Source organism: Staphylococcus lugdunensis (assembly GCF_001558775.1).
Classification (GTDB): Bacteria; Bacillota; Bacilli; order Staphylococcales; family Staphylococcaceae; genus Staphylococcus; species Staphylococcus lugdunensis.
Genome location: NZ_CP014022.1, coordinates 1,594,767 through 1,621,756 on the forward strand (window position 1 = coordinate 1,594,767; position 26,990 = coordinate 1,621,756).

Annotated in this window: 26 protein-coding genes; 18 read left to right on the plus strand and 8 right to left on the minus strand. The window is 34.6% G+C overall.

Annotated features, from left to right (window positions below; all coding sequences use genetic code 11):
* Nucleotides 1-92: 92 nt before the first annotated feature.
* From AL499_RS07500 to AL499_RS07530, 7 genes are all read left to right on the plus strand, one after another.
* On the plus strand, nt 93-662 hold the full coding sequence (locus tag AL499_RS07500; protein ID WP_002491966.1) for a PepSY domain-containing protein: 570 nt from the start codon (nt 93-95) through the stop codon (nt 660-662).
* A gap of 313 nt (nt 663-975) precedes the next feature.
* Nucleotides 976-3,222, plus strand: coding sequence for a formate C-acetyltransferase (gene pflB / locus AL499_RS07505; RefSeq protein WP_012990671.1), 2,247 nt, complete (start codon nt 976-978; stop codon nt 3,220-3,222).
* A gap of 21 nt (nt 3,223-3,243) precedes the next feature.
* Entirely contained in the window at nt 3,244-3,999 is a 756-nt protein-coding gene (gene pflA / locus AL499_RS07510) for a pyruvate formate-lyase-activating protein (RefSeq protein ID WP_002460817.1), read from the plus strand.
* A gap of 123 nt (nt 4,000-4,122) precedes the next feature.
* Nucleotides 4,123-4,440, plus strand: a complete 318-nt coding sequence (locus AL499_RS07515) for an ArsR/SmtB family transcription factor (protein ID WP_002460816.1) — start codon at nt 4,123-4,125, stop codon at nt 4,438-4,440.
* Nucleotides 4,440-5,729, plus strand: coding sequence for an arsenite efflux transporter membrane subunit ArsB (gene arsB / locus AL499_RS07520; RefSeq protein WP_269465280.1), 1,290 nt, complete (start codon nt 4,440-4,442; stop codon nt 5,727-5,729). The genes AL499_RS07515 and arsB overlap by 1 nt, the downstream gene beginning before the upstream one ends.
* A 150-nt stretch (nt 5,730-5,879) precedes the next feature.
* A complete protein-coding gene (locus AL499_RS07525; RefSeq protein ID WP_037540713.1) occupies nt 5,880-6,698 on the plus strand; it encodes an ABC transporter ATP-binding protein in 819 nt (272 codons plus the stop codon).
* Nucleotides 6,698-7,405 (plus strand): hypothetical protein, encoded by a 708-nt coding sequence (locus tag AL499_RS07530; protein WP_002479079.1) that lies wholly within the window; start codon nt 6,698-6,700, stop codon nt 7,403-7,405. The genes AL499_RS07525 and AL499_RS07530 overlap by 1 nt, the downstream gene beginning before the upstream one ends.
* Here the strand turns inward: AL499_RS07530 and AL499_RS07535 are convergent.
* The gene (locus AL499_RS07535) at nt 7,402-7,566 is read right to left on the minus strand and encodes a hypothetical protein (RefSeq protein ID WP_002460814.1); all 165 of its coding nucleotides are present in this window, start codon (nt 7,564-7,566) and stop codon (nt 7,402-7,404) included. The two genes, AL499_RS07530 and AL499_RS07535, sit on opposite strands and share 4 nt — an antisense overlap.
* A 214-nt stretch (nt 7,567-7,780) precedes the next feature.
* Here AL499_RS07535 and AL499_RS07540 point away from each other — a divergent pair, with 214 nt between their 5' ends.
* Together AL499_RS07540 and AL499_RS07545 are read left to right on the plus strand one after the other, a co-directional pair.
* Nucleotides 7,781-8,554, plus strand: a complete 774-nt coding sequence (locus AL499_RS07540) for an acetoin reductase (RefSeq protein ID WP_002460813.1) — start codon at nt 7,781-7,783, stop codon at nt 8,552-8,554.
* Between the two features lie 248 nt (nt 8,555-8,802).
* Nucleotides 8,803-9,003 (plus strand): cold-shock protein, encoded by a 201-nt coding sequence (locus tag AL499_RS07545; RefSeq protein ID WP_002479078.1) that lies wholly within the window; start codon nt 8,803-8,805, stop codon nt 9,001-9,003.
* Nucleotides 9,004-9,058: 55 nt separating this feature from the next.
* Here AL499_RS07545 and AL499_RS07550 read toward each other — a convergent pair whose 3' ends face one another.
* Nucleotides 9,059-9,634, minus strand: a complete 576-nt coding sequence (locus tag AL499_RS07550) for a TetR/AcrR family transcriptional regulator (protein WP_002492423.1) — start codon at nt 9,632-9,634, stop codon at nt 9,059-9,061.
* A gap of 154 nt (nt 9,635-9,788) precedes the next feature.
* Here AL499_RS07550 and AL499_RS07555 point away from each other — a divergent pair, with 154 nt between their 5' ends.
* A complete protein-coding gene (locus AL499_RS07555; RefSeq protein WP_002492406.1) occupies nt 9,789-11,486 on the plus strand; it encodes a CocE/NonD family hydrolase in 1,698 nt (565 codons plus the stop codon).
* Nucleotides 11,487-11,663: 177 nt separating this feature from the next.
* Here AL499_RS07555 and AL499_RS07560 read toward each other — a convergent pair whose 3' ends face one another.
* The gene (locus AL499_RS07560) at nt 11,664-12,869 is read right to left on the minus strand and encodes a DUF418 domain-containing protein (RefSeq protein ID WP_002492539.1); all 1,206 of its coding nucleotides are present in this window, start codon (nt 12,867-12,869) and stop codon (nt 11,664-11,666) included.
* 201 nt (nt 12,870-13,070) lie between these two features.
* Here AL499_RS07560 and AL499_RS07565 point away from each other — a divergent pair, with 201 nt between their 5' ends.
* Genes AL499_RS07565 through AL499_RS07590 form a run of 6 tightly spaced genes read left to right on the plus strand, consistent with a single transcriptional unit; the run spans nt 13,071 to nt 19,084 of the window.
* Nucleotides 13,071-13,571 (plus strand): TspO/MBR family protein, encoded by a 501-nt coding sequence (locus AL499_RS07565; RefSeq protein WP_002492469.1) that lies wholly within the window; start codon nt 13,071-13,073, stop codon nt 13,569-13,571.
* A complete protein-coding gene (locus tag AL499_RS07570) occupies nt 13,564-14,046 on the plus strand; it encodes a glycosyl-4,4'-diaponeurosporenoate acyltransferase CrtO family protein (protein ID WP_002492583.1) in 483 nt (160 codons plus the stop codon). The genes AL499_RS07565 and AL499_RS07570 overlap by 8 nt, the downstream gene beginning before the upstream one ends.
* A gap of 11 nt (nt 14,047-14,057) precedes the next feature.
* Nucleotides 14,058-15,557: a phytoene desaturase family protein gene (locus tag AL499_RS07575; protein WP_002492493.1), complete on the plus strand. Its 1,500-nt coding sequence runs from the start codon at nt 14,058-14,060 to the stop codon at nt 15,555-15,557.
* 1 nt (nt 15,558) lies between these two features.
* Nucleotides 15,559-16,677 (plus strand): glycosyltransferase family A protein, encoded by a 1,119-nt coding sequence (locus AL499_RS07580; protein ID WP_002492405.1) that lies wholly within the window; start codon nt 15,559-15,561, stop codon nt 16,675-16,677.
* Between the two features lie 35 nt (nt 16,678-16,712).
* Nucleotides 16,713-17,576: a phytoene/squalene synthase family protein gene (locus AL499_RS07585; protein ID WP_002492462.1), complete on the plus strand. Its 864-nt coding sequence runs from the start codon at nt 16,713-16,715 to the stop codon at nt 17,574-17,576.
* Between the two features lie 2 nt (nt 17,577-17,578).
* The gene (locus AL499_RS07590; RefSeq protein ID WP_002492491.1) at nt 17,579-19,084 is read left to right on the plus strand and encodes a phytoene desaturase family protein; all 1,506 of its coding nucleotides are present in this window, start codon (nt 17,579-17,581) and stop codon (nt 19,082-19,084) included.
* Between the two features lie 172 nt (nt 19,085-19,256).
* Here AL499_RS07590 and AL499_RS07595 read toward each other — a convergent pair whose 3' ends face one another.
* Complete coding sequence (locus AL499_RS07595) at nt 19,257-20,429, minus strand: MFS transporter (RefSeq protein ID WP_002492488.1); 1,173 nt, start codon at nt 20,427-20,429, stop codon at nt 19,257-19,259.
* 446 nt (nt 20,430-20,875) lie between these two features.
* On the opposite strand from AL499_RS07595, the gene AL499_RS07600 reads away from it, so the two are divergent.
* On the plus strand, nt 20,876-21,817 hold the full coding sequence (locus tag AL499_RS07600; protein ID WP_002492379.1) for a hypothetical protein: 942 nt from the start codon (nt 20,876-20,878) through the stop codon (nt 21,815-21,817).
* A gap of 34 nt (nt 21,818-21,851) precedes the next feature.
* Nucleotides 21,852-22,325, plus strand: coding sequence for a MepB family protein (locus tag AL499_RS07605; RefSeq protein WP_002460795.1), 474 nt, complete (start codon nt 21,852-21,854; stop codon nt 22,323-22,325).
* A gap of 126 nt (nt 22,326-22,451) precedes the next feature.
* Here AL499_RS07605 and AL499_RS07610 read toward each other — a convergent pair whose 3' ends face one another.
* The 4 genes from AL499_RS07610 to AL499_RS07625 all read right to left on the minus strand — a co-directional run bounded on the left by AL499_RS07610 (nt 22,452) and on the right by AL499_RS07625 (nt 26,988).
* Nucleotides 22,452-23,123 (minus strand): ABC transporter ATP-binding protein, encoded by a 672-nt coding sequence (locus AL499_RS07610; RefSeq protein ID WP_002460794.1) that lies wholly within the window; start codon nt 23,121-23,123, stop codon nt 22,452-22,454.
* Between the two features lie 14 nt (nt 23,124-23,137).
* Nucleotides 23,138-24,058 carry an ABC transporter permease gene (locus AL499_RS07615; RefSeq protein ID WP_002460793.1) on the minus strand — a complete coding sequence of 307 codons (921 nt, stop codon included), beginning with the start codon at nt 24,056-24,058 and terminating at the stop codon, nt 23,138-23,140.
* On the minus strand, nt 24,055-25,221 hold the full coding sequence (locus AL499_RS07620) for an ABC transporter permease (RefSeq protein WP_002479064.1): 1,167 nt from the start codon (nt 25,219-25,221) through the stop codon (nt 24,055-24,057). Before AL499_RS07620 ends, AL499_RS07615 begins: the two co-directional genes overlap by 4 nt.
* A gap of 270 nt (nt 25,222-25,491) precedes the next feature.
* Complete coding sequence (locus tag AL499_RS07625; protein WP_002492479.1) at nt 25,492-26,988, minus strand: DUF6583 family protein; 1,497 nt, start codon at nt 26,986-26,988, stop codon at nt 25,492-25,494.
* Nucleotides 26,989-26,990: the final 2 nt, after the last annotated feature.

The window sequence follows — 26,990 nt, forward strand, 5'->3', positions numbered from 1 at the left end:
CTTCATATCTAATGTATAAAATTTCTTAAAATGTGTTTTGTTCGATGTTCAGCGGGAAACGTCTATTAACACATAAAAAGGAGTGCAACAACATGAAAAAAGAGAAAACAATCACATTGATTACAGCATCGGTACTATTTTTAGGTGCTTGTAGTCAATCAGATAACCATACCACGACATCGAACCATCAAAAAGATAGTCATCAGGGGACAATTGCATTAAAAGAAGTTAAAACGAAACCTGAAGACGCGATTAAAAAAGCTCAGAACAGTTATAAAAATCAGCAAGTGACCGAAATCTCTTTTGAAAAATCAAATGGAGAATGGGTTTACAAAGTCGAACAGCAAAACCCTCAGAACCATAATGAATCTGAGGTTATAGTTAACGATAAAAGCCAACGTGTCGAGCATAAAAAATCAGAAAAAGGTGATCAAGATCATTCAGATGACCAAGACACGTTTAAATATAGCGAAGTGAAAAGCTATAAATCAGCTATTAAAGCAGCACAACGAGCATTTGATGGTGAGATTAAAGAATGGTCACTCAGTAAAGATGATGGTAAGTTAGTCTATGATATCACGTTACAAAAAGATAAAGAACAACGTGATATCACAGTAGATGCGCAAACAGGTAAAGTAATAGACAATCAACAAGACGATTAAAAGTTGGCAATCAAAAATAGAAGTTAAAGCTGACATAAGAAACGCGGAGCAAAAGTCAAATTTGATAATTGCTTCGCGTTTCATGCTTGATTATATAAATGATTGATAGTTCAAAACTATAATTTATACATTACACAATACAACTGTTGCATAACACAACTAAATGAACATTAAACTGTTTTACAAACTAATACAGGTTTACGATTTAGACAAATATTTGATGAAAATTAGTCATAAATCATGTGAAAAAAATCACAATAACCATGCTACAATGCTCTTGAAAACACTTACAACAGAAATGGAGGGCAACTGTATGAAAGAAACATATAAACATACTGATGCTTGGCAAGGTTTTAAAAATGGTCGTTGGAACAAACATGTAGATGTAAGAGAATTTATCCAATTGAATTACAATTTATATGAAGGAGACGATGCGTTTCTAACAGGACCTACAGAAGCAACCCAAACATTATGGCAACAAGTGATGCAACTGTCTAAAGAAGAACGTGAACGTGGTGGCATGTGGGATATGGACACTAAAGTTGCTTCAACAATAACTTCTCATGATGCAGGCTATCTTGATAAAGATTTAGAAACTATAGTGGGTGTACAAACGGACAAACCGTTTAAACGCTCTATGCAACCATTTGGTGGTATTCGTATGGCTAAAGCAGCTTGTGAAGCTTATGGTTATGAATTAGATGCCGATACAGAAAAAATATTTACAGAATATCGTAAAACCCATAACCAAGGTGTTTTTGATGCGTATTCTAAAGAAATGCTTGCTTGTCGTAAAGCAGGTGTCATTACAGGATTACCAGACGCTTACGGACGTGGACGTATTATCGGTGACTACCGTCGTGTTGCACTCTACGGTGTAGACTTCTTGATGGAACAAAAACTACATGATTTCCATACGATGTCTACAGAAATGTCAGAAGATGTTATCCGCTTGCGCGAAGAATTATCAGAACAATATCGTGCATTAAAAGAGTTAAAAGAATTAGGTCAAACGTATGGCTTTGATTTAAGTCGTCCAGCTGAAAACTTTAAAGAAGCGGTGCAATGGTTATACCTTGCTTATCTTGCAGCAATTAAAGAACAAAATGGTGCAGCAATGAGTTTAGGTAGAACATCAACGTTCTTAGATATTTATGCTGAACGTGATTTAAATAATGGAACAATCACAGAAAGTGAAGTTCAAGAAATTATCGATCATTTCATCATGAAATTACGTATCGTAAAATTCGCACGTACACCAGATTACAATGAACTATTTTCAGGTGACCCAACTTGGGTAACTGAATCAATCGGTGGTGTAGGTATTGACGGACGTCCGCTCGTAACGAAAAACTCATTCCGTTTCTTACATTCATTAGATAACCTTGGACCAGCGCCAGAACCAAACTTAACTGTGCTATGGTCTGTACGCTTACCTGATAATTTCAAAACGTATTGTGCTAAAATGAGTATCAAAACAAGTTCAATTCAATATGAAAATGATGATTTAATGCGTGAAAGCTATGGCGATGATTACGGTATTGCATGTTGTGTATCTGCTATGAAGATTGGTAAACAAATGCAATTCTTCGGCGCGCGTGCTAACTTAGCAAAAACATTATTATATGCGATTAATGGTGGTAAAGATGAAAAATCTGGCAATCAAGTAGGACCGGAATATAAAGGTATTGATACAGAAATATTAGATTACGATGAAGTATATGATAAGTTTGATAAAATGATGGACTGGCTTGCAGGTGTCTATATTAATTCATTAAATATCATCCATTACATGCATGATAAGTACAGTTATGAACGTATTGAAATGGCTTTACATGACACGAACATTATTCGTACGATGGCAACAGGTATTGCAGGATTATCTGTCGCAGCTGATTCACTTTCAGCAATTAAATATGCCCAAGTGAAACCAATTCGTAATGAAGATGGTTTAGTGGTTGATTTCGATATTACAGGCGATTTCCCTAAATATGGTAATAATGATAGTCGCGTTGATGATATTGCTGTCGAACTCGTTGAGCGCTTTATGACTAAGTTACGTAGTCACAAAACATATCGTGATTCTGAACATACGATGAGTGTCTTAACAATCACTTCAAACGTTGTTTACGGTAAAAAGACTGGTAACACACCAGATGGTCGTAAAGCAGGAGAACCATTTGCACCAGGTGCTAATCCAATGCACGGACGCGATCAAAAAGGTGCATTATCATCATTAAGTTCGGTTGCTAAAATCCCATATGATTGCTGTAAAGACGGTATTTCTAATACCTTCAGTATTGTGCCAAAATCACTTGGAAAAGAAGATGACGATCAAAATAGAAACTTGACAAGTATGCTAGATGGTTATGCTATGCAACATGGACACCATTTAAATATTAACGTATTTAACAGAGAAACATTAATGGATGCAATGGAACATCCTGAAGAATATCCACAATTGACGATTCGTGTATCTGGATACGCGGTAAACTTTATTAAATTAACACGTGAACAGCAGTTAGATGTTATTTCTCGTACATTCCATGAACAAATGTAATAGAAGTAGGGTGGGAGTCAAATGATTAAAGGACACATACATTCCGTTGAAAGTATGGGCACTGTCGACGGACCTGGATTAAGATATATATTGTTCACGCAAGGTTGCTTATTACGCTGTTTATATTGCCATAATCCTGATACGTGGAAGATTAATGAGCCATCAAGAGAAGTGACTGTTGATGAAATGGTTAACGAAATATTACCATATCAGCCATACTTTGATGCCTCAGGTGGTGGTGTGACCGTAAGTGGTGGAGAACCATTACTTCAAATGCCATTTTTAGAAGCGCTATTTAAAGCTTTAAAAGCATATGGTATTCATACATGTATTGATACATCAGCAGGTTGTGCCAATGATACCATTGCTTTCAATCGTCATTTTGACACACTACAGCAGTATACGGATTTAATCTTATTAGATATCAAACATATTGATAATGATAAGCATATGGCTTTAACAGGAAGACCCAATACCCATATATTGAAATTCGCTCAAAAATTATCAGAAATGAAACAACCCGTGTGGATTCGTCATGTACTTGTTCCAGGTTACTCAGACGATAAAGAAGACTTGATACGACTAGGAGAATTTATTAATTCGCTAGATAATGTAGAAAAGTTTGAAATCTTACCTTATCATCAGCTCGGTGTTCATAAATGGAAGACGTTAGGCGTACATTACCAATTAGAAGATGTTGAACCCCCTGATGAGGAAGCGGTAATGGCAGCATATCGGTATGTGAACTTTAAAGGTAAAATCCCAGTACAATTATAATGAATGATGACCTCTCTATATTGCCAATATTTGGTAATGTAGAGAGGTTTAATTTTATGTAAAATACATATAGACCTCTATCTATATAGATGTTAATCTATATATGGATAAAGGAGGATAGCCATGTCATATCAATCGTTAGCAGTAAAATTAAAGGTATGTGCAGATGCGACACGCTTAGAAATCTTAGACTTACTATCATGTGATGAGTTGTGTGCAGACAATATTTTAAAATACTTTAATATTTCGCAACCAACATTGAGCCACCATATGAAAGTGCTAGTTGCACATCATTTTGTAGAAGTACGTAAAGAGGGCAATAAGCGAATGTATCGCTTAAATCAAGAACATTATCAACAGTTAATACAGCAGCTAAATCAGATTCACCAATCTAATCCGATGTGTATTTGTAATGATCTTGAGCGAGGTGGAAGTCAATGATAACTATGCTAGCGATCCTTATATTTATAGTGACGATTATTTTTATTATTTGGCAGCCAAAGGGCTTAGATATTGGTATCACTGCATTGATGGGTGCCATCATTGCTTTATTAACAGGTGTGGTCAGCATTGGAGATGTTGTTAAAGTTACTGATATTGTATGGAATGCGACGTTAACTTTTGTCGCATTGATTATCATCTCGTTAATTTTAGATGAAATTGGCTTTTTTGAATGGGCAGCATTACATATGGTACGTGCTTCTAATGGTAAAGGGGTAAAGATGTTTATCTATATTTTGCTTTTAGGTGCAATCGTTGCAGCTTGCTTTGCTAATGACGGTGCAGCCCTCATTTTAACGCCTATTGTCTTAGCTATGGTACGTCATCTTGGCTTTAAAGAAAAAGTCATTTTCCCATTTATTATTGCATGTGGTTTTATTGCAGATACGACATCATTGCCTTTTACCGTCAGCAATTTAGTGAACATCGTTTCAGCTGATTTTTTTAGTTTGAGTTTTATGGGTTACGCAATTAGAATGCTAATACCGAATTTCTTTTCCCTTTTTGCAAGTATCATTGTGTTGTGGCTTTATTTTAGAAAAACAATTCCTAAACATTTTGATCATTCACAATTAAAAGAACCTACAGCAGTGATTAAAGATTATCGATTATTTCGTTGGTCATGGCTTGTACTCAGTGTGCTATTTATAGGTTATATACTAAGTGAATTTTTACCTATACCGATATCATTTATTGCTGCAACGATTGCACTTGTTTTCTTAGCATTAGCACTGCAATCGCATGCTGTTAATACAACAAAGGTGGTCAAAGGTGCACCATGGAATATTGTTATCTTTTCCATAGGAATGTATTTGGTTGTTTTTGGTTTGAAAAATGTAGGCATTACAACATTATTATCACATGTATTAGTGACGATAGCACATCATGGCCTCTTTACAAGCATTATGGGTATGGGCTTTATGTCAGCAATATTATCTTCTGTGATGAATAATATGCCTACCGTGATGATTGATGCGATAGCTATCGACCAAGCAGCTGTAGTAGGAATAGTTAAAGAAGGCATGATTTACGCTAATGTGATTGGTTCTGACTTAGGACCTAAAATGACGCCTATTGGTTCCCTTGCCACATTGTTATGGCTTCATGTCTTAAGCCAAAAAGGGATGAAAATTTCTTGGTGGACGTATATTAAGACAGGGGTTGTGATTACATTACCTGTCCTCTTTATCACATTAATAGGTTTATACATCACTTTGAAGTGGCTATAATCTCAAAAATGATGTCATCTCTGTATAATTCGTTTATCGTGTTGGAATGCTTGTATATGATTGTCAAACACGATAGGATAATAAATTTGATTCAAGAAAATGATGTTAAGCTTACGTTATAAAGACAGAAACAAATAAGGAGACAAAGGTATGATGGACTTAGCTATTAAAGGGAAATCTCTCACTAAAGTTATCAATGGCCAAGTGATTTTTAGTGATATGACGATTGAATTTCCTAATCAGAGCATTATCCAAATCGTTGGGGCTAATGGTTCGGGTAAAAGTGTTACTTTAAAGATGTTAGCACAAATATATAAACCAACAGTGGGAAATGTAACTATTAATGGGCAAGTGAGTTATGCACCTGATCATTTACCTAAATCCATAACATTAACGGTACAACAATATCTATTATTTGTTGAACAACTTTATGAAGTGCAACATAGCTGTTTCGCTTTAGATGATTTAATTCAACGTTTCCATATTGAGGCATTTTTATCACAACCGATTAAACAATGTTCAAAAGGGACGCAACAAAAATTAAACCTAATACAATGCTTATTAAAACAAGCAGACATTTATATTTTGGATGAACCTTTTTCAGGATTAGATAAACAATCTGTTTCAGTGCTAACATCTATATTGAAGTATTTGAAACAATATGCAACAGTAATATTAACCTCACATGATGAAGCGCAGCATTACGGATTAGTCACACACCAATTTAAATTAAGTACACAGCGTCTCATGAAACTAACGGAACAGGCTCAAGTAAGTTATAAAATAATTGAAACACAATTTGTTAGCCAAATAGACTTAAATGAATTAGTAAGAGAGTTTGATATGGAAATCATTGAACAGCGCTCAACGTGTACTTTAATAAAAGTTAATCAACAACAATGTAATCATGTTCTAAAAATATTAATAGATAAACAATATGATATAACAACAGTGAAGGAGTGGACATAATGGGCGGTCTTGTCATCTATCAATATAAGAAATTTATTACAGCATATCAATACATTGCTCCTTGTATGTTCTTTCTAACTGCGCTTATCATGCTTTATTTTTATTCAGGACAGCCTATTCTCTCAAGCTTTGCTAGCAGTGCTATTATTTTATTGTTCATCATGACATGGTTAACTACAATAATTTTAAATTTAGAAAATATCGAAGAACAACAATTGTTGTTTGTCCAATTGAATGGGAAAAGGAAATACATTTTGGGTAAATTGGTATTTAGCTGTCTAGTGTCTATACCTTTCATATTATTTGCTGTGGCATATCCAATTGTGACGATGAGGTTTGAGCAACATCTTTCAGTTTCTAATATTCTTTTAGGAATATACATTCACATAGCATTAGCGCTATTAGGAATTGTTTTTACATTATTGTTAAAAGTTATTCAAGGTTTATCTCAAAAGTATCGCTGGTTAGTACTGGTGTTGATATATTTAATTTCAATTTTGAAGATACCTCTGATACAAAATTTTTCAATATTAAAATTTATCTTATGGGTCTTTCCACCCGTGAGTGAGTTATTATCCGTTTATAACAAAGATGTATCTCAATTATTGAATATGCCCTTTGCCATTCTGAATGTTTGGTTTGCTTTATATATTTGCGTGCTAATTACTTTAATCTTTGTGTTTGTAAGTCGCACAGAATACCGTTAATAATAGATATCCAGATTAGAAAGCGGGTTATATTCATTGATTGTGCGTAACATGTCAACTTGTGGGAAATAGTGACCACCAATTTTCATGATGATGAATAAACCCAAAGCCACCATTGCGAGACAGAAAAGTGTTGAAATGATATTTTTCAATATTGTCATAGTACTTCACCTCAAATGATTTATTATAATTTGATTATATAAATGGTTATATGTATGAGCCTTTATCTAATCTTTCAAAATATTAGTTTCAGCTTACAAGTTTGAAAGATATGTTAAAATGAGCTGGTTTTTATGCGTATTTATTGTAATTTTACTTCTTAAGGCTAAACTAGTAAGTGAGAGATAGATTAATAATCTTAAGGAGTTGTTTATTATGTCAAAAACAGCAGTAGTTACAGGTTCAGCAGGTGGATTAGGTAAAGGCATTGCAGAACGCTTAGCGAATGATGGTTTTAACGTAGTTATCCAAGATATTAATGGAGATGTTTTATTAAAAACAGAAGAAGAATTCAAAGGTAAAGGCTATAACGTTGTTGCTTTTAGAAGTGATGTATCAGTGAAAAAAGAACAACAAGAATTGGTTAGATTTGCAGTAGCTGAATTTGGTCAATTAGATGTGTTCGTAAACAATGCTGGTGTTGATGCAGTAAGTCCATTTTTAGAAGTTGATGAAGCACAACTTCAACGTGTGTTTAATATTAATGTTTTTGGTATGGTTTATGGCACACAAGCAGCAGCAGAACAATTTAAAAAACAACATACTAAAGGTAAAATCATCAATGCCTGCAGCATTGCCGGACATGAATCTTATGAAATGTTAAGCACATATTCAGCTTCAAAACACGCGGTGCGTTCATTTACACAAGCAGCAGCAAAAGAGTTAGCGCAAGATCATATTACAGTGAACGCTTATTGTCCAGGTGTTGCTAAAACAGAAATGTGGGATCGTATCGATGCTGAAATGGTACGCTATAACGACGAGTTACAACCAGGTGAAGCTTTTGCTGAATTTTCAGCTGCAATTAAATTAGGACGTTATCAAGAACCACGAGATGTGGCTAATCTAGTATCATTCTTAGCATCAGATGATTCAGACTATATTACAGGTCAAGCTATTCTTACAGATGGTGGATTAGTATATAGATAAATTATAAGTTACAAAGTGAAGCGGATAACTGTAGGATTTAGTAGGGTTTTATCAGTTGAAAATAAAAATAACTAAAACTTATAATTATTTATTTTAGTAAAAAGCTTTACTTATCATGAAATATACGTTATAGTTAGTCTATCGTAATAAAAGTTCGTGAAATTGTAGTGTGTTTATCTAGAATACTCTCTTTTTTATACATGATTTTGTTACAAATATTAGTGCAAAAGCACACGGAGGTATTCTATATGAATAACGGTACAGTAAAATGGTTTAACGCAGAAAAAGGTTTTGGTTTCATCGAAAGAGAAGACGGAAATGACGTATTCGTACATTTCAGTGGTATCGCTGGTGAAGGTTACAAAACTTTAGAAGAAGGTCAAAAAGTTGAATTCGACATTACTGAAGGTCAACGTGGCGACCAAGCTACTAACGTTGTAGTAATGTAATTAACCATTATAGAAAGAGCCTAGAACATTCAATGTTCTAGGCTTTTTTGTGCTTTTATGAGTCAAATCGAATCATACTTGCTGCACCATGGCTAACAATTTGATAAAAGTGATATTCAAGTTGTGCTTTGGCTATAGGATGCGGATCTTGAATCCAATGTTTGACTAAAGAAATGCCTGCACCTGAAACATAGCTCATATAATAAGAAAATGGCATGCCTTCAATCGTATCATCTTCATTTTTATATTGACTTAAATGATTATAAATAAGGTTATAAAGTTTTTCTTGAATCATTGATGCTTTACCAATTTTAAATAAGATGCTAAATACATCTCTATGATTATCAATGTGCTCGATTAAATAGGTGATGATGTTTTTAAGCATGATGTTGTGTTGTTGTTGATGTTGTTCAGCAATAAAATATTGTAAATCTTGTATGAGTTTATTCTCAATTTCTTCTAATAAATCATATTTATCTACGTAATAACTATAAAACGTACTACGATTAATATCAGCAGTTTCAGTTAATTGTTGTATAGTTAGCTTATCAAACGACGTTTCTGTTAGTAATTGTAAAAAGGCATGGTGTATCGCTTGTTTAGATTTTCTAATTCTACGATCTTGTGCCACATACTCCCTCCTCATTCCAGTCTAATTATAAACAGTTTTGACTCCTATGTTGATTTTCAAACAAATTGCGATGGTCTGCTTGTTGTTAAAAATGATACAGTGGTTAGAATGAAATTGTAATTAAAATGCAGAAACATGAAAGGGATGACAAACGATGGAAAAAGATATATTAGGTAATCCACAATTAACAGTTACGCCATTAGAACAGATTAAAGAAGGAACTAATCATATAGTCGTTGATAGTGTTCAATATGGAAATCAAGAAATGATAATGGAAAAAGATAGACCAGTGACAATGGAAGATGGTACACAATTATATGTGAATATATTTAGACCAAATAAAGAAGGGCAATTTCCTGTTGTTATATCTGCAGATACCTATGGAAAAGATAATAAACCTAAAATCACAAATATGGGACCTATGTGGCCAACAATAGGTACAATTCTAACGTCAAGCTTTACACCTGAAGAATCACCGGATCCAGGCTTTTGGGTACCTAATGATTATGTTGTTGTAAAAGTAGCTTTAAGAGGTAGTGCTAAATCAGTTGGTACACTTTATCCTTGGGGATTATCAGAAGCTAAAGATTATGCTCAAGTCATCGATTGGGCTGGCAAACAACGATGGAGCAATGGCAATGTAGGGACGAATGGCGTATCTTATTTAGCGGTGACGCAATGGTGGGTTGCTTCTCTAAATCCAACGCATTTAAAAGCTATGATACCGTGGGAAGGATTGAACGATATGTATAGAGAAATCGCCTTTCATGGTGGTATTCCAGATACAGGATTTTACCGTTTTTGGTATCAAGGTTTAGTGCAAAGATGGCCAGACATGGATATTGAAGATTTAATTGCTGCACAGCAAAATCATCCGTTGTTTGATGAATACTGGCAAGCTAAACAAGCGCCATTAGCTCACATTCAAATACCTATGTTTGTCTGTGCGAGTTGGTCTACACAAGGCCTCCATAATCGTGGCACATTTGAAGGATTTAAACAAGCATCATCACAGCATAAATGGTTGAAAATTCATGGACGTAAAGAATGGGAAACATATTATGCACGTGAATCACTAGAACAACAAAAATCGTTCTTTGATTACTACCTTAAAGGTATTGATAATGATTGGCCTGAAACACCGCGTGTAAGTTATGAAGTACGTGATAAATTTTATCAGGGTTATCACAACACAGCGACAGCATATCCATTACCACAGATGAGTGAAAAGCCGTTATATTTAAATGCACAAGATATGTCATTACAAGCGCAGTTACCAGAAGAAACAGTTTCAGTAAGCTATTTAAGTGATGATTCACTTGATGATGAAGTGAGATTTAGTAAACGTTTTACTCACAATACTGAAATAACTGGAAATATGAAACTCAAGTTATGGGTAGCAACAGAAGAAGCAGATGATATGGACTTGTTCATTGGCATAAAGAAAATCAATCGTCAAGGAGAAGAGGTACATTTTCCTGATTTTAATCATATTGAAAATGGACAAGTGGCAACTGGTTGGTTACGTGTATCACATCGAGAATTAGATATTGAAAAATCAACAGCACTACAACCTTGGCATCATCATATGAAAGAACTTAAACTTGCACCTCAAGAAATTGTTGCTGTTGAAGTAGAAATTTTGCCATCTAGTACGCTATTTAAAAGCGGAGAACAATTACAAGTTGTGATAAAGGGTAGTGAAGTCGTTAAAGGCACAAGCACACCAGTACTAGGAATGAAGACACGCTATGAACATCAAGATACAGTCAATCATGGTTTAAATCACATATATACAGGTGGCAAGTATGACTCGCATCTATTAATTCCATATCAATTATTAGAAGATTAAGGGATAAACATAAAATAAAAAAAGGGCGGGACAGCATTCATAACGAATTCGTAGTCCCGCCCCGGCAAGGTTGACTAGGATTGAAACAAGCTTGGTATCAGTGGGTTTTCAATCCAGTCAACTACTGCCAATATATAGTTCATAGCCTAATACATAATTGTGGCCTAAACTTTTTTTCTAGGAATGATGTCTAGCATGTTTTTTCTTGCCGACACGTAATTGCCAATAAGTAAACATACGTAATAGATATTCCATTGGTCCATACCGCCAATGACGTTGATACCAAGAAGCAACTAGCACTTGAAGAACGTAAAGAACAATAAAGATACCAAACATCATTGTTACATGGTCGCTGCCGAATTGCCCTAAGCCATAGCCATAAAAAATCATAGTGCCAATCACACTTTGTATTAAATAAAAGGTCAGTGACATTTTACCAATATGTTCTAAACCTCGGAATGTAAAATGTTGTGGTAATTTTTGATACATATATTTAAATAAACTCATATAACCAAATGCGAGTATGATACCGAACACTTCCGTGAAATTTTCAGCAATTGTTGGATGTTGAACCCAGAGTACTGCTGATTTGCCGATAAGTGCTAGGGGGATAATCCATATCCATAATTTAGAGGACCACCAATCAAGCGCATCTTTTTCGAACCAACCACTTTTAGATAAATAGACACCTAATGTAAATAATGGCACTTCCATTAAAGGAATAAGAATAAAAATGAGTAGGAAAAAGATTGACCCTAGTTGATCTTCGAATAAAGCAAATTTTGGATCTTCAACGGTTTCATCAACATGACGAATATCTGAATAACTACCTTCACTGTAAATCTTTGTAATCTTTGATACATAATTTGCTGTGTCATGTTTGCTAGGTGTTGTTTGCATACCATTATCACCGGAAAATGGCATGACGATAAATAGTACGAGCAATAATCCAAAAATAATGAGCGTAAAGTATTTAAAAGCACGTTTCCCCATATGAATGAAAGGAATGACAAATAGCATAGAGAAGCCATAACCAAATAATATATCTCCACCCCATATGTAAGATGCATGTAAACCTCCAATAATCATCAGGAAAAAAGCGCGACGAAAGAGTTTTAGTTTCGGACGTTTAACACCTTTTCGTTTCATGGATTGGTATAATTTATCCATAGAAAAGCCAAAAAGCATAGCAAAGATAGGCATAAAACTACCTACAAAAAGAATATTAATAATATTAAAAACACCGTGGTTGAATGGACTTAAATGAAAATGATCAATATATAATTGTCCAGTTAAATCAAATTGAAATATAAGTAAATTAGCTATAAAAATCCCTAATAAGCTAAATCCCCTTAGCGCATCTGCAACTTTAATTCGTTTCAATATTATTCACCTCTCCCATACCATAACGTACACACATAAAAATAAAACTAAATGCAGCTTAATTCTTCCTTAAATATTAAAAGGACCAATTTGTTATATAGTGGTTAATGCATATCTTTTAAGGGAATAGGTGAATTATTAACTAAATGTAATTAATTCTTTTATAAATTTACGTTATTCAACATAAAGGAGGATGTGAAGATGAACGGTATCAAAGTGAGCAAGAAGCTGTGTCGTATTGCTTTACCTTTAATCGGTGGTCAAATTATTGGCAAAATCACCGTAAAAAATGCACGTCGGGATTATAGTAAAAATGTTAAACCACCATTATCACCACCGGGCTATGTTTTTCCGATTGTCTGGCCAACACTTTATTTAAGTATGGGTATTGCTCATGACATCATTTCACAACAAAAACAGCATCAAGCAGCACAAGCCACATATTACTTGCAGTTAGGTTTAAATTACTTATGGTCATTACTTTATTTTAAATATAAATTACGTGGTGCAGCCCTCATTGACAGTTATATTTTATTTAGTGCAGTTGTTGCGACCGCCGTCCAATTCTATCAAAAACATCGAATTGCGGGTTATTTATTAATTCCTTATATTTGTTGGTCAGCGTTTGCTTCATACTTGGCGACAGGTAATTGGTTACTTAATAAAGATAATCCAGATTATACGGCGGAACACCATGCGTAAAAAATCCGTTATTTGGCTCATCATAGGCAGTGGTATTTATTGGTTTGTGCTTCAGATGTTGGTTGCCGTGTGGGGAACACGTTTAAGTACTACATTTTTAATTAAGTGTGATTTCTGTTTTAAGTCATTCGCATTCGAACGTGAAGGAGATTTTTGGAATGATGTCTTTCAAGTCAAACGCTGGAAAGATCATTTGCCAAAGGGACATCGTTTAAATCCGGCAATTTATAATAAATCGACTCTAATGGCGCAACCGTCAGCGCAAGATATATATGATTTTATTATAGAAACACGGCGTGCAGAATTTGTTCATGGAATAGCGATGTTACCAATGTTTGTATTTCTTGCTGCGCCGAAATATATAAAAATACCACATATGACATATGCTTTATTAGCAAATGTACCATGTATGATTGTGCAACGTTATAATCGCCCTAAGCTCGAGCGTTATTATCATAAATTGAAAAACAGATAGGAAGTGAGTGTATGCCAATTAAAAAAGTAGTTGTGATTGGTGGCGGTCTTGGCGGTATTTCCGCTGCGATTCGGATGGCACAGAGTGGCTACCGTGTCGATTTATATGAACAAAATGACCATATCGGCGGAAAGGTTAATCGTCTAACTACCTCTCAATTTGGTTTTGATTTAGGACCATCTATTCTTACTATGCCTTATATTTTTGAACAGCTTTTTCAACACAGTGGTAAAGAAATGAGAGATTACGTAGATATAGAGCGATTGCCATTGCAATGGCGTAGTTTCTTTCCATCTGGGGAAACGATAGATTTATATGATAATGTTGCTGATACTATTGATAATAATTCAACTCTGACAGCACAAGATCGACAAGAATTAATGTCATTTTATGATTACGCAGAACGCATTCATCGTTTTACGGAACAAGGCTATTTCCGCTTAGGTTTAGATACCTTACCAGAAATTTTGACTTACCACGGGCCGTTTAAAGCATTGCGTGGCTTTGATTATTTTTCTACTATGCAACAAGCTATTAATAGACGTGTATCAAATCCACAATTGAGAGATATGTTAGGGTACTTTATTAAATATGTTGGCTCATCTTCATATGACGCACCAGCCGTGTTATCAATGCTTTATCATATGCAACAAGAACAAGGCTTGTGGTATGTCAAAGGAGGAATGCATCATCTGGCTCAAGCACTTGAAACGTTAGCGCGTGAAGAAGGCGTTCATATTCATACTGGCGTAGGTGTAGAAAACATTCAAACGTCATTTGACAAAGTTGTAGGTGTGAGACTAACAACTGGAGAAAGCGTCGAAGCGGACTATCTCATTTCAAATATGGAAGTTATTCCGACATATCGTGAATTACTGCATTTTAGTGATAAAAAGATTGAACGTTTAGAAAAGATTTATGAACCTGCAAGTTCAGGTCTCGTACTACATTTAGGTATTGATAAGTACTTTCCACAGCTTGCACATCATAACTTTTTCTTCACAGCAGATTCAAAGCGTAATTATCGTGAAGTCTTTCACGACAAAATATTACCGTATGATCCAACAATTTATTTAGTGAATGCGAATAAAACCGATCCAACTCAGGCACCTCAAGGTTATGAGAGCATTAAAGTTTTACCGCATATTCCATATATTCAAAATCAACCTTTCTCTCAGGAAGATTATCTGCAATTAAAAGAACGTGTTTTGGATAAGTTAGAAGCTATGGGATTAGATGATTTAAGAGCGCACATTGTGTTTGAGGATATGTGGACGCCTGAAGATATAGAACGTCATTATCGTTCTAATCGTGGTGCTATTTATGGCGTTGTGGCAGATAAAAAGAAAAATAAGGGCTTCAAGTTTCCAAAGCAATGTGCTTATTTTAATAATCTATTTTTTGTTGGTGGTTCTGTAAATCCGGGTGGGGGCATGCCTATGGTTACTTTAAGCGGGCAACAAGTAGCGGATAAAATTAATGCTATCGAACACGGTGAAAGGAGAGACTAAAGTGAAATGGATTAGTTCATTAACTATGCTATTTACGTTCTTTTCTATCATTAGTGGTAAAGTCATGTATGGTCGACGCCATCCATTGACACATAGTAAAATTCATTCATCAAAACAATTGGAATTATCCGTTATTGTTCCAGCGCGTGACGAAGCGCAACGCTTACCACGCTTATTAAAGTCATTAGCACAACAAACCGTTTCTGTAGAAATGATTGTGATGGATGATGGATCCACAGATCAAACTGCTGAAATCGCACGCGCAGCTGGAGCTTCTGTCTATTCAGTTCAAACTGATAAACCGTCATTATGGCAAGGTAAGTCATTGGCTTGTTATCAAGGTGCGACCTACGCATCAACTCCACTATTGTTGTTTGTTGATGCCGATGTGACATTAACATCCCCTAGAGCAATTCAAGCACTCATCGATACTTACTACCAACAAGATTACCGAGGTTTGTTAAGTGTCCAACCTTATCATTCTACTATACGACCTTATGAAAGTTTATCGGCGCTATTTAATACATTGACAGTAGTTGGTACGAATCAATTTTCATTAATAGACGGACAGCAGACTACGCGCATGGCCTTTGGGCCTGTTGTCTTGACTAATTCAACTGATTATAAGTCCACACAAGGACATCAACAAGCTAAACATCATATTATTGAAGGGTTCGCATTAGGTCAAGCATATTCACAACAAGGCTTACCAGTAAATTTATATGAAGGACAGCAAGATATTCAATTCCGAATGTATGAAGATGGCATTCAGTCACTCGTTCATGGATGGGTTAAACATTTTTCTGTTGGTGCTACTGCAACTTCGCCAAAGGTTATGACAAGTATTGTTATATGGTTAATGGGATCGATTATTACAGCATCAGGCTTAATACTTAGTTTGTTAGTAAAGCCGATATCTAAAGTTAACATGGGGATATTATATATTCTTTATACAATGCAATTTATACGCATACATCGACGAGTAGGTCATTTTTCACGTTGGATGTTATGTTTGCACCCTATCTTATTTATCTTTTTTAGTGGTGTGTTTTTATCATCATGGATACAGTCTTACTGTAAGCGAAGCGTTATATGGAAAGGCCGAACGTATCATTTGTGATGTTATAAATATTTAATACAAGGAGGGTGCACGAGATGACACTAGATGACCATTTTCAATACTGCCATCAACTGATGAAGCATCATTCTAAAAGTTTCTCCTATGCCTTTGATTATTTACCAGATAGAGAAAGACGTGCAGTATGGGCGATTTATGCTGTATGCCGTGTGATTGATGATAGTATCGATGTTCATCATGATCCACAATATTTGCAGTACATACGACAAGATATTATGGCCATTGAACAACAACAGTTGCATCCTGAATTTCAAAGCGATGCGCGAATCATGCACGCATTTTCAAATGTCGCACATACATTTAAAATGGAATACCCAGCATTTTACAAGCTTATTGATACAGTACGCAAAGATCAATATTTTGAGCAATTTGATACTGATGAAGCTATGTTAGATTACTGTTATGGGGTTGCGGGAACTGTTGGAGAAGTTTTAACACCTATTTTAGCACAACAGCCAACTACAGAAACGTTTCGAGTCGCACGAAAATTAGGAGAAGCTTTACAATTAACTAATATTTTACGTGATGTTGGAGAAGACTTTGAACACGGACGTATTTATATTAGTAAAGAACGGTTGGCGCACTTTAATATTGATATTAAACAACAATATCAGCAAGGTGTGACATCGAATTATATTAAGATGTGGGAAGCATTAGCTTATATAGCAGAACAAGCCTACCATGATGCGCTGTCGAATATTCATGTGTTTAATAAGCAAGCGCAACCTATTATTGAGCTAGCTGCAGTGATTTATGCGGGCATTCTTGATGAAGTTAGAAAGGCAGGGTACACATTACATCAACGCGTGTATGTATCCAAAGTAGATAAGGCAAAATTTTATCGACGTATAAAAAAGAAATATCAAGGACAGGTGGAATAGCAATGAATATAGCAGTAATTGGTGCAGGCGTGACTGGTTTAGCATCCGCGGCAAGATTGGCAGCAAAAGGTCATCAAGTGACATTGTTTGAGAAAAATGATCAACTTGGTGGGCGTATGAGTCAGTTTACTAAAGATGGATTTACTTTCGATATGGGCCCTACAATCGTGATGATTCCTGAAGTCTATAAAGCAGTATTTGAAGCATGTGGCAAAAACTTTGAAGATTATGTAGAGATGACACAATTACCTTATATTTATGATGTCTATTTTGCTAAGGATGACAAAGTTCGTGTACCTACTGATCTAGCTCAATTACAACAAATGTTAGAGCACATCGAGCCAGGTTCAACACATGGCTTTATGTCATTTCTTACTGATATTTATAAGCGTTATGAAATTGCACGCAAATATTTTTTAGAGCGTACGTTTCGTAAGCCTAGTGATTTTTATAACTTAACGTCATTAGTGCAAGGTGCTAAATTAAAGACGTTAAATCATGCAGATGATTTAATTGCACAATATGTTGATAATGATAAAATCCAAAAACTCTTAGCTTTTCAAACGTTATATATTGGCATCGATCCCAAGCGTGGGCCATCACTATATTCTATTATACCGATGATTGAAATGATGTTTGGTGTGCATTTTATTAAAGGCGGCATGTACGGCATGGCACAAGGTTTAACACGTTTAAATCAAGATTTGGGTGTTGATATTCGTTTAAACGCACAAATCGATGAAATTATTATAGACCCAAAATATAAACGAGCCGATGGAATAAGAGTCAATGGTCTTGTTGAACGCTTTGATAAGGTATTATGTACTGCTGATTTTCCATATGCAGCACAACATCTTATGCCTGAACATAGCCCTGTTAAAAAGTATCCGCCACAAAAAATAGCACAATTAGATTATTCATGTTCTGCATGCCTAATGTATATTGGTATAGATCAAGACTTGAGAGACAACCTGTTATTACATAATGTGATTTTTTCGGCAGATTTTGAACAAAATGTGAAAGAAATATTTAATGGTCAATTGTCAAAGGATCCATCATTATATATTTATGTTCCAGCAGTAGGTGATACGACGCTAGCGCCTGAGGGACAAACAGGTATATATGTACTTATGCCTACTGCAGAGTTGAAAACAACAAAAATAGATTGGCAGGATGAATCGATAGTAGCTCGCATCAAGGAAATCATTTATCACAAGTTAGCAACGATAGAAGCCCTTGAAAATATTAAACAGCATATCGTATCAGAAACAATTTTTACACCGTTAGATTTTCAACGAGACTATCATGCGCAGTATGGTGCAGCATTTGGCTTAATGCCAACGCTCGCTCAAAGTAATTATTACCGACCGCCAAATGTTGCTCGTGACTATCACGATCTATATTTTGCAGGTGCAAGTACACATCCAGGTGCAGGTGTGCCTATTGTTTTAACCAGTGCAAAGATTACTGTTGAAGAAATATTGAAAGATATTGCAGCAGGTATATAGTAAAAGAATTAGAGCGGGCTAGAATTCATTGTGAATTCGTAGTCCCGCCCCGGCAAGGTTGACTCGGATTGAAAAAGCTTAGGATAAGTGTATTTTCAATCCAGTCAATTACTGTCTATATAGAGTTCAGAGCCTGAGACATAATTATGCCCCAGACACATACCATTGTTAATTAATAGCGTTTAGTTTTAGGTAGAAAAAGTGCAACACAAAGAGAAATGATACCAATACAAGCGATAATAATAAATTGAAGTGAAAAGTTTTGTATGCGTGCTATATAAATATTAATAATTGGTGCAAGTGCAGTTCCTAAAAATAAAATAAAGGTATTTACAGATAAAAAGAATCCTTGATTACCGTTGACTACAATACCTACATTTGAGATGACGGAAGGGACACAAAATGCAATTCCTGCAATAAACGTGACACTCCAAATCACAAGTAAAGTAACATTTGTAGTACATGCCATACCTAATAACGATATAATACTAATCATTAATGATGTAAGGATGACATTTTTGACGCCGATACGATCACTTAAACGTCCTGCAAGTAAAGCTAATAGCATGCCGAAGATGCCGTATAGCTTTGCATTAATCGCAGTTGTTTGATTCCCGCCGACAATATCTGAAGTGATATAGGCATTAAATATATCATACATACTAATAAACATCGTTAACAAGGTTAGTGATACAAAATAACATAGTAAGACCATTTTGTTCGTTTTAAAGGCTTTAAAATTAGTGAAAAAGCTAAGTAAACGAATATGAGGGTGGTAGACTGGACTTTCAGGAACTTTTTTATAAATGGCCACAGCTAAAATGAGATAAAGTATTGTTAAGGTAAAATACACGCTATGCCAATGTGTATAACGTACAATAATTTCACTTAAGTTTTGACCAATTACACCAGATAACATAAAGCTTGTACTAATAAAACTAATGGCTGTTACACGCTTCACTGGTGAATAGTTCTCAGTTACATAGGTAATAGATACTGGAGAAAATGCTGCAGCACAGATGCCTTGCAGTGCACGTAGAATAATTAATAAGATAAATGACCGCACAAAGCCAATCAGACAGCAAATAATGACTAAGCCCACTAAGCCACATAAAATGGTACGAATACGACCAAATTTTTCTGAAATAGTGCCATAAAATAAGCAGCTTACAGAATAGGTAATTGAGAAAACAACACCATTTAATGTAGCAATCGATTTTGGAATATCGAAGTCTTTAGCGAATGCTACGGTTAAAGGAAGCGCTGTATATAAACTACACATCACAGCGATGCCGGTGATGAAGAAAATAGTTGTAATTTGATTATATTTCAATGATGGTGTCATCATTTAACTCCTTTCAAATATTAAATTGTTCGCAATGTTCATATTATCCCACGTTTCATGACTTTTCTAAAGGTCACATTAAAAAGAGGCAATAGTAAAAAAATTCAAAGAAGTAAGTACAATCTTAAAAAGAAGAAAACTGACAACAAAGTCAATTTAGACAATTCATCTCCATCTTGCATTGTTTGTAGAAATGTTTATGATATTTCTTTGTTCTGTGCGCTATTCAGTTTTTTGTATATAAAGTGTTTGAATTCGTTGTTTCTTGTTCAGTTTCAACTTTGACATGCGTTTGCCGTTCGAAGTTATGTAAAGTAGGTTGAATTAAGCGCGTAGGATGTGAAGCATATACCATATTTTTTTATAATACATTTTATGATATGTTTAAAGTATAAGTTAATTATATATTTTAAAAAGTGTTATTAAACAAAGAAAGGATGAGGAATATGAAAAAAGTATTTCTAGCAAGTTCGGTGGCACTCATGTTATTGACGGCTTGTCAAAACAGTGATTCATCACAACAAGAAAATCAGAAAAAGACGTCACAAGCTGATAATAAGAAAGATGAAAAGCACACGTCTAAACATCAAACGGAGAACAATGAGAAACAGAATAAAACATCAGGCCAACAACACAGTGATAAAGAAGATAAGGGACAAACTAAATCGTCAGCAGCACAATTATCAGATAAAACGAAACTTGCATTAATTTTTTATGCTGATCCAAAAGGTAAATATTCACTAACCAAAAATGAAATATTAACAGGCAAATATAAGCGACAAGGGACAGGTGACAATGATGTGAAGCAAATTGTTGACTTTGGTCTAGTTCCTTATGAAAATATAAGTCAGGCACCTGATGGAATGAAATTCTACATGGTTTATCCTGATAAAGGTAGCTATCGCACAGTAGTAGGGGTAAATGATGATAAGATTTATATTGGTGCTACACAAAGTCCAATTCGCAATTATCAAGATGCTTTGAAATCTGGGGATGAATACGATTTAAATAAAGTATATACAGAGAATAAAAATAATCGTTCATTACCTGAGATGGAGAATAAGATTAAAATAACACAAAAAGATCCACGTATGGATGAATCAGATACTGAGAGAAAACAGCGCGAATTAAAAGAAAGCGGCACTGAAATGGCACATGCACGTAGTCAGCTATTTGACCAAATTGCTCAACTTGAAGGAGCGCCTGCTAATAAAGATTATCTGTGGGATAATATTAAAATGACGAAAGATAGTTGGTCAATCAATTATCGGAATCAAGATGGCGAAATTCTAGGTACTTATAAATTGCAAGGTAAAAAAATGATTAAAGAAGATCAAAATGGTAATCAAGTCAAATCGGCACCAATCAAAAATGATTCAGCATCATAAAGCAGATGTGGTTATGCCAAAAAGGTAGGTATATATGACAAAACACTTACAAAACATGCAATCTTTAGATCTAGTTAAAGAACTACTGCAAGTTAATCATAGTAATACATCTATCGAAATCAAGACAGAACCGTGGAATGCGGATTATGAAGCATTTAGGTGCGAGTTAAATGGGCAAACTTATATGAGTAGACGCGCACATAAAACACCTAAAAAACGAGGATATTTCTTTGCGATGTGGTGTAAAGATGACGATAATAACAACAGACCATATCAAGATGCTGAATTTCCAATGTTTTTAGTCGTCAATGTTATTGATGGACAACGGTTTGGACAGTTCGTATTTCCTCGAGAGGTTCTAGTTAAACAACATATCATATCGACAACATCACATAAGGGGAAAATGGCTTTACGTGTCTATCCAACATGGGAAGAGGACCTTAATCCATCAGCTGCTAAAACACAGCATTGGCAAGATAAGTATTTTACAAATCTAACTATTGAATGAAGGTTAAATATAATCAATTGGCAAGAATATTACTTTGAAATTGTTTAAGATACAACTGCATTATACGAAAACGCCTATCACGAAAGGAGTTAGAAATTGTCCTTTTGTGATAGGCGTTTATTAATACTATAAAGCATTATGATAATGTTCATAAGTCCATTGTTTATCATTTAAAACATCTCGATAAAATGGATGTTGACCGATGAGTTTAATGTTATCAGCTAATGCTTCTACCTCATCTAAATGGTGTGTCGTTAAAATGATTAAACAACTGGATTTCATTTGGTTTAACAGTTGGTGAATATCATAACGTGATTTTAAATCAATACCAACAGTAGGCTCATCTAAAATTAGTATTTTAGGTTGACTTAATAAACCAATTAAAATATTAATTTTGCGTTTATTCCCGCCTGATAACGTAGATACACGTGCCTTCATGTCAGTAAAGTTTAATAATTTCAAATAGTGGGCTATGGTATCATCATCAACAGGTTTGTCACACAATGATTTAAAAAATTGAATATTTTCTTGTGCACTCATATGTTCAAATAAAGCAATATCCTGTGGCACGTAGCCTACTATATTTCTAATTTGACGTTTTGATAGCGTCTTACCAAAGTAATCAATGGTACCTGAATTTGGTTGTTCAATCCCTGAAATCAAACGCAATAATGTCGATTTCCCAGCACCATTTTCTCCGAGCAAGACAGTCAGTTGATTGTCAGCAAATTGCATATTTAGCTGTTCAAAAATGTGTTTACGTTTATAACTTTTAGAAATAGCATGTAATTCGATCAATGTGTCTCACTCCTTTACATTTGAATGCTAATAAATAGAATAGCTATCACGATTGACCAGACAATAGCCATAAATAATCTATGGCTGAGTGTATTAACCTTAAATAATAAGCTTGCGATACCCCATTCATAGATAAAAATAACAGCGAATGATTTAGCATAAAAGAATAAACTTAATGGCTGATGCATCAACCACTGAATCATCATCATTACGAATAAAAGTAAACATGTATGTGTCACGATATAAGTGCCATAAAGTTTGAGTCGACTGTGATTAAATTGCAATAATCGCCCAAGTGGCGCATTTTGTTTTAATCTTTGATGAAGTACAATTTGAATTGCACTGATCATGAGTACCCATGCAAATATTAAACTAATCGAAAGCGAGTGATTCGCTGATGAATGAATCGCAACATTTTTGAATTTTGATGTTGGTGTATTATTCTTATAGGCTTCTTTAATTTTGTCTATACTTTGGTGGTGATGATTTTTATCTAAGTGTTCTTGAATAATATGCGGTATTTGTTGTTCATATAATGAACGACTAACGATTTCTAATGCAATATTACCAATAAAATCATCTCGTCCATAGAGTTGAATCGATGACTTCAAACGGTTTTCGGCTAAGCGCTTATCAAAATCTTTTGGAATTTGTAAGCTGATCATAGCTTCCTTTTTCTTAACTGCATCATCAATATAAATATCGTCTGCAGATATGGATTTAACCGAAACAAATCGTGTATCCGAAATGTGCTTGATCAGTTGTTTTGAGTCATTACTATGACTCATATCTTGAATAGCAATAGGTATCTTAAAGTTTTGACTAGCCATTTTTTGTCCGGCATATAATAAGCTTAGTGCTGCACCAATAATGATGAGCAGAAGAACATATTGTAGCCATTGTTTTCGAATGACAAGTTGAATGTAAGGTTTCATCGACGATACCTCCAAACAGCGACCACACAGAGTGCCAATGCCACAGCAATAAAGCTGATATAAAAGGCTGGATGTGTATCTAAAATAAAGTTATTTAATGTGATTTCCAACATTTGATTTGTTACTAAACTAAACGGTTGTGTTGCCAATATACTGTTAAAGCTATGTTGGAAAAAGATTGTTGGCACCGTTATGCCTGAGAATACGATAAAGATAAGCGTTAATACGCATTTTAAAAGTAAATTCATCCAGTTTTTACTAATAAGCTCAATTAAGATGAGCAGCATGACTAAGAAAGTCACGAAATAAGTGAGCTGAATTGCTACGGTTGGCCAATTATAACTTTCAAAAGACCCGTCTAATGTATGGTTAATCCATAGAAAGCCAAGGATTGCCCAAATCATTGAATAGAACCATGCAATCGCACCACGAACAAATGTTAACTTTTCAAATGAGAAGTGAAAGAGTTGCAATCGTTCTTTCAATGCCGTTTCTTGATTCATTTTGAGCACAGAAAATAACGATAGACAAAGTATAAAAATGGATAGTAAGTATCCAGTAACGACATAGTAACTGCCTGTATCATAAACCTTTACTGGTTCGTAATTAAAAGCATTAACACGATTCAATCCGGTAAATAGTAAATCAGTCATTAGCATAACCATGTCTTGAGATGATGGCTTCTCAGTTAAGTGTGTGTAGCTTAAAATACCTCCCATCGATAACATTAAGCGATCATAAACTGAATGGGTTAATTGGCTAATAACGACACTCTTTGTAGACTGTTGGTCGTATGTATATACTGTGATAGGTAATTGTCCTTGATGATAAAAGGCATGTGTCATACCTTTGTCAAAAACAAAATAGCCATCTAATTCATGTTTGGATAGACGTTGTTTAGCTGTTTTCTCACTGTATTGTTTTAAGGTAACATGTTTCCCAAAATTACTCCCTTTACCCACGGAACCTAAAATAAGCTGTGTTTCTTTTGAATGATCCTTATCCACAATGCCAAGACGGAAACCTTTATCTTCTTGATTGGCATATTGAACTGCCGTCAAAGCCAAGACTAGTGATAGGACAATCAATATTAAATAGACAAATAAATACCACTTCTTTAATAAAAAAGAGTGGTAGATATGAAACAATTGTATTGACTTCATTTGACCACTCCTTCCATATTTAATCATCGTGTGAGCATGCACTGCGATATGATTGTGTAGGGATTTATTATTGCAGTAGATGTGAGTCTTGGACTAGGCTCTAGACTCTAAATTGGCAGTAGTTAACTGGATTGAAAATATCGCTTATACTAAGCTTTTTTCAATCCTAGTCAACCTTGCCAGGGCGGGACTACGAATTCATAATAAATTCTGTCCCGCTACCATCTTTGCTTTTCAGCTCATCACAGTTAACGCGTAGGTCGTAAACGTTTAATCATCTGTTACTTTTTTAATGATAGATTCTAATAGTTTTTCGCCATTTTTGCTTATTTCTTTATCTAATTTGTCAAGTTCTTTAGATGAAAGTTCACCAATATCTTTGGCTTTATCCGTATCAAAGCTGATGTCTGCTTTTAACTTCGTATCACTGTTTAAAATAAAGTTAATTGGCTCGTCTTGAAGTTTGATACCAACTGTTAATTTTTGTTTTTGTTGGTTATTTTTCACATCTGTATCTAAGCTGTTGTCAAAAGTAAAGTCTTGTTTAGTTCCAGCATTGTCAAATGTGATTGTACCTTTATCATGACGTTTTGTACCGTCTTGTTTTTCTTTGTTTTCAAATGTCAATGTAGATTTATTGTAGTTGTTATCGAATGTAGCATCGTATTTATCTTTATAGTTATCGTCTTTACCAGTAGATTTACCTTTTAATGAGAATGAACCATCGTCAGTAGTGAATTTATAATCTAACGCAAGTTTGTCATCAGTGATGCTATTGTTACCAACGATTTTTACTTTTTTGTTATCTTTATCTGTTAATGTAATGTCACGTTTTAAGATTTCATGATGTTTTTCGTAAATTGTGGATGTGAATTCAATAAATTCTTTTTCTTTTGCATCTTCGGCTTTTTTGAGTGCATCTTCAATTTGTTTTTTGTATTCATCTTTAGACATTTGATTTTTCACAAGTGATTGTAGTTCTTTATCATCTTTAGCTTTTTTAAGGATGGCTAAAGTAAGTTTTTTAGTATCAGCACGGTCTAATTTTAATGTGACTTTGTTTGCTTTTTCTGTCTCACCGTCGACTTTAACTTCTTCTTTGCCTTCTTTTTTAAAGTTATCATCTTTTAAATGATCGAAGACAATATCTGTATAGCGTTTAATAATTGTATCCACATCTTTTTGTTGTGTTTGTGTCGAACCTAAAAGTGTATTTAGATTTAAACTTTGATTCGTCACTCCTGATGATTTAAGCTGCTCTTCATCTTCTCCAGATATTTCTGCATATTGTTTCACTAACTCAGAATTTTTAACTTTGTAGTCACCTTTAAATAATGGCGCTGTAAAGTATTGGAAATTCTTATCTGCAGCCCATTGGAAATTACCCACTTCTTTATCTGCAATTGTAGGATTTACTTTGATTAATGATTTAGTATTTTTATCGTCATGACCAATAGAAGCTGTAATTTTTGTTGCATCAATGACTGATTTAGGCAATCCCATACTTTCAATGAGTTCTTTAGAAGCATCTGCACTCAAAGACATGTTTGATAAATAAGAATTATCCTTCATCTTTTCTTGGAATTTAACTTCATTATCAAAACGGTGATTAAAATAATTTTGGAATTTTTTTGCTGTTTTTTGTTCGCTCAGTAAATATGTATTTTTTGGTGTGTTTGAAAAAATTTTATATGCACCAAATCCAATACCTGCAACGATAAGCAATATCACTACTGCTGAAATAATAATTTTAAGTTTTTTTGACATTG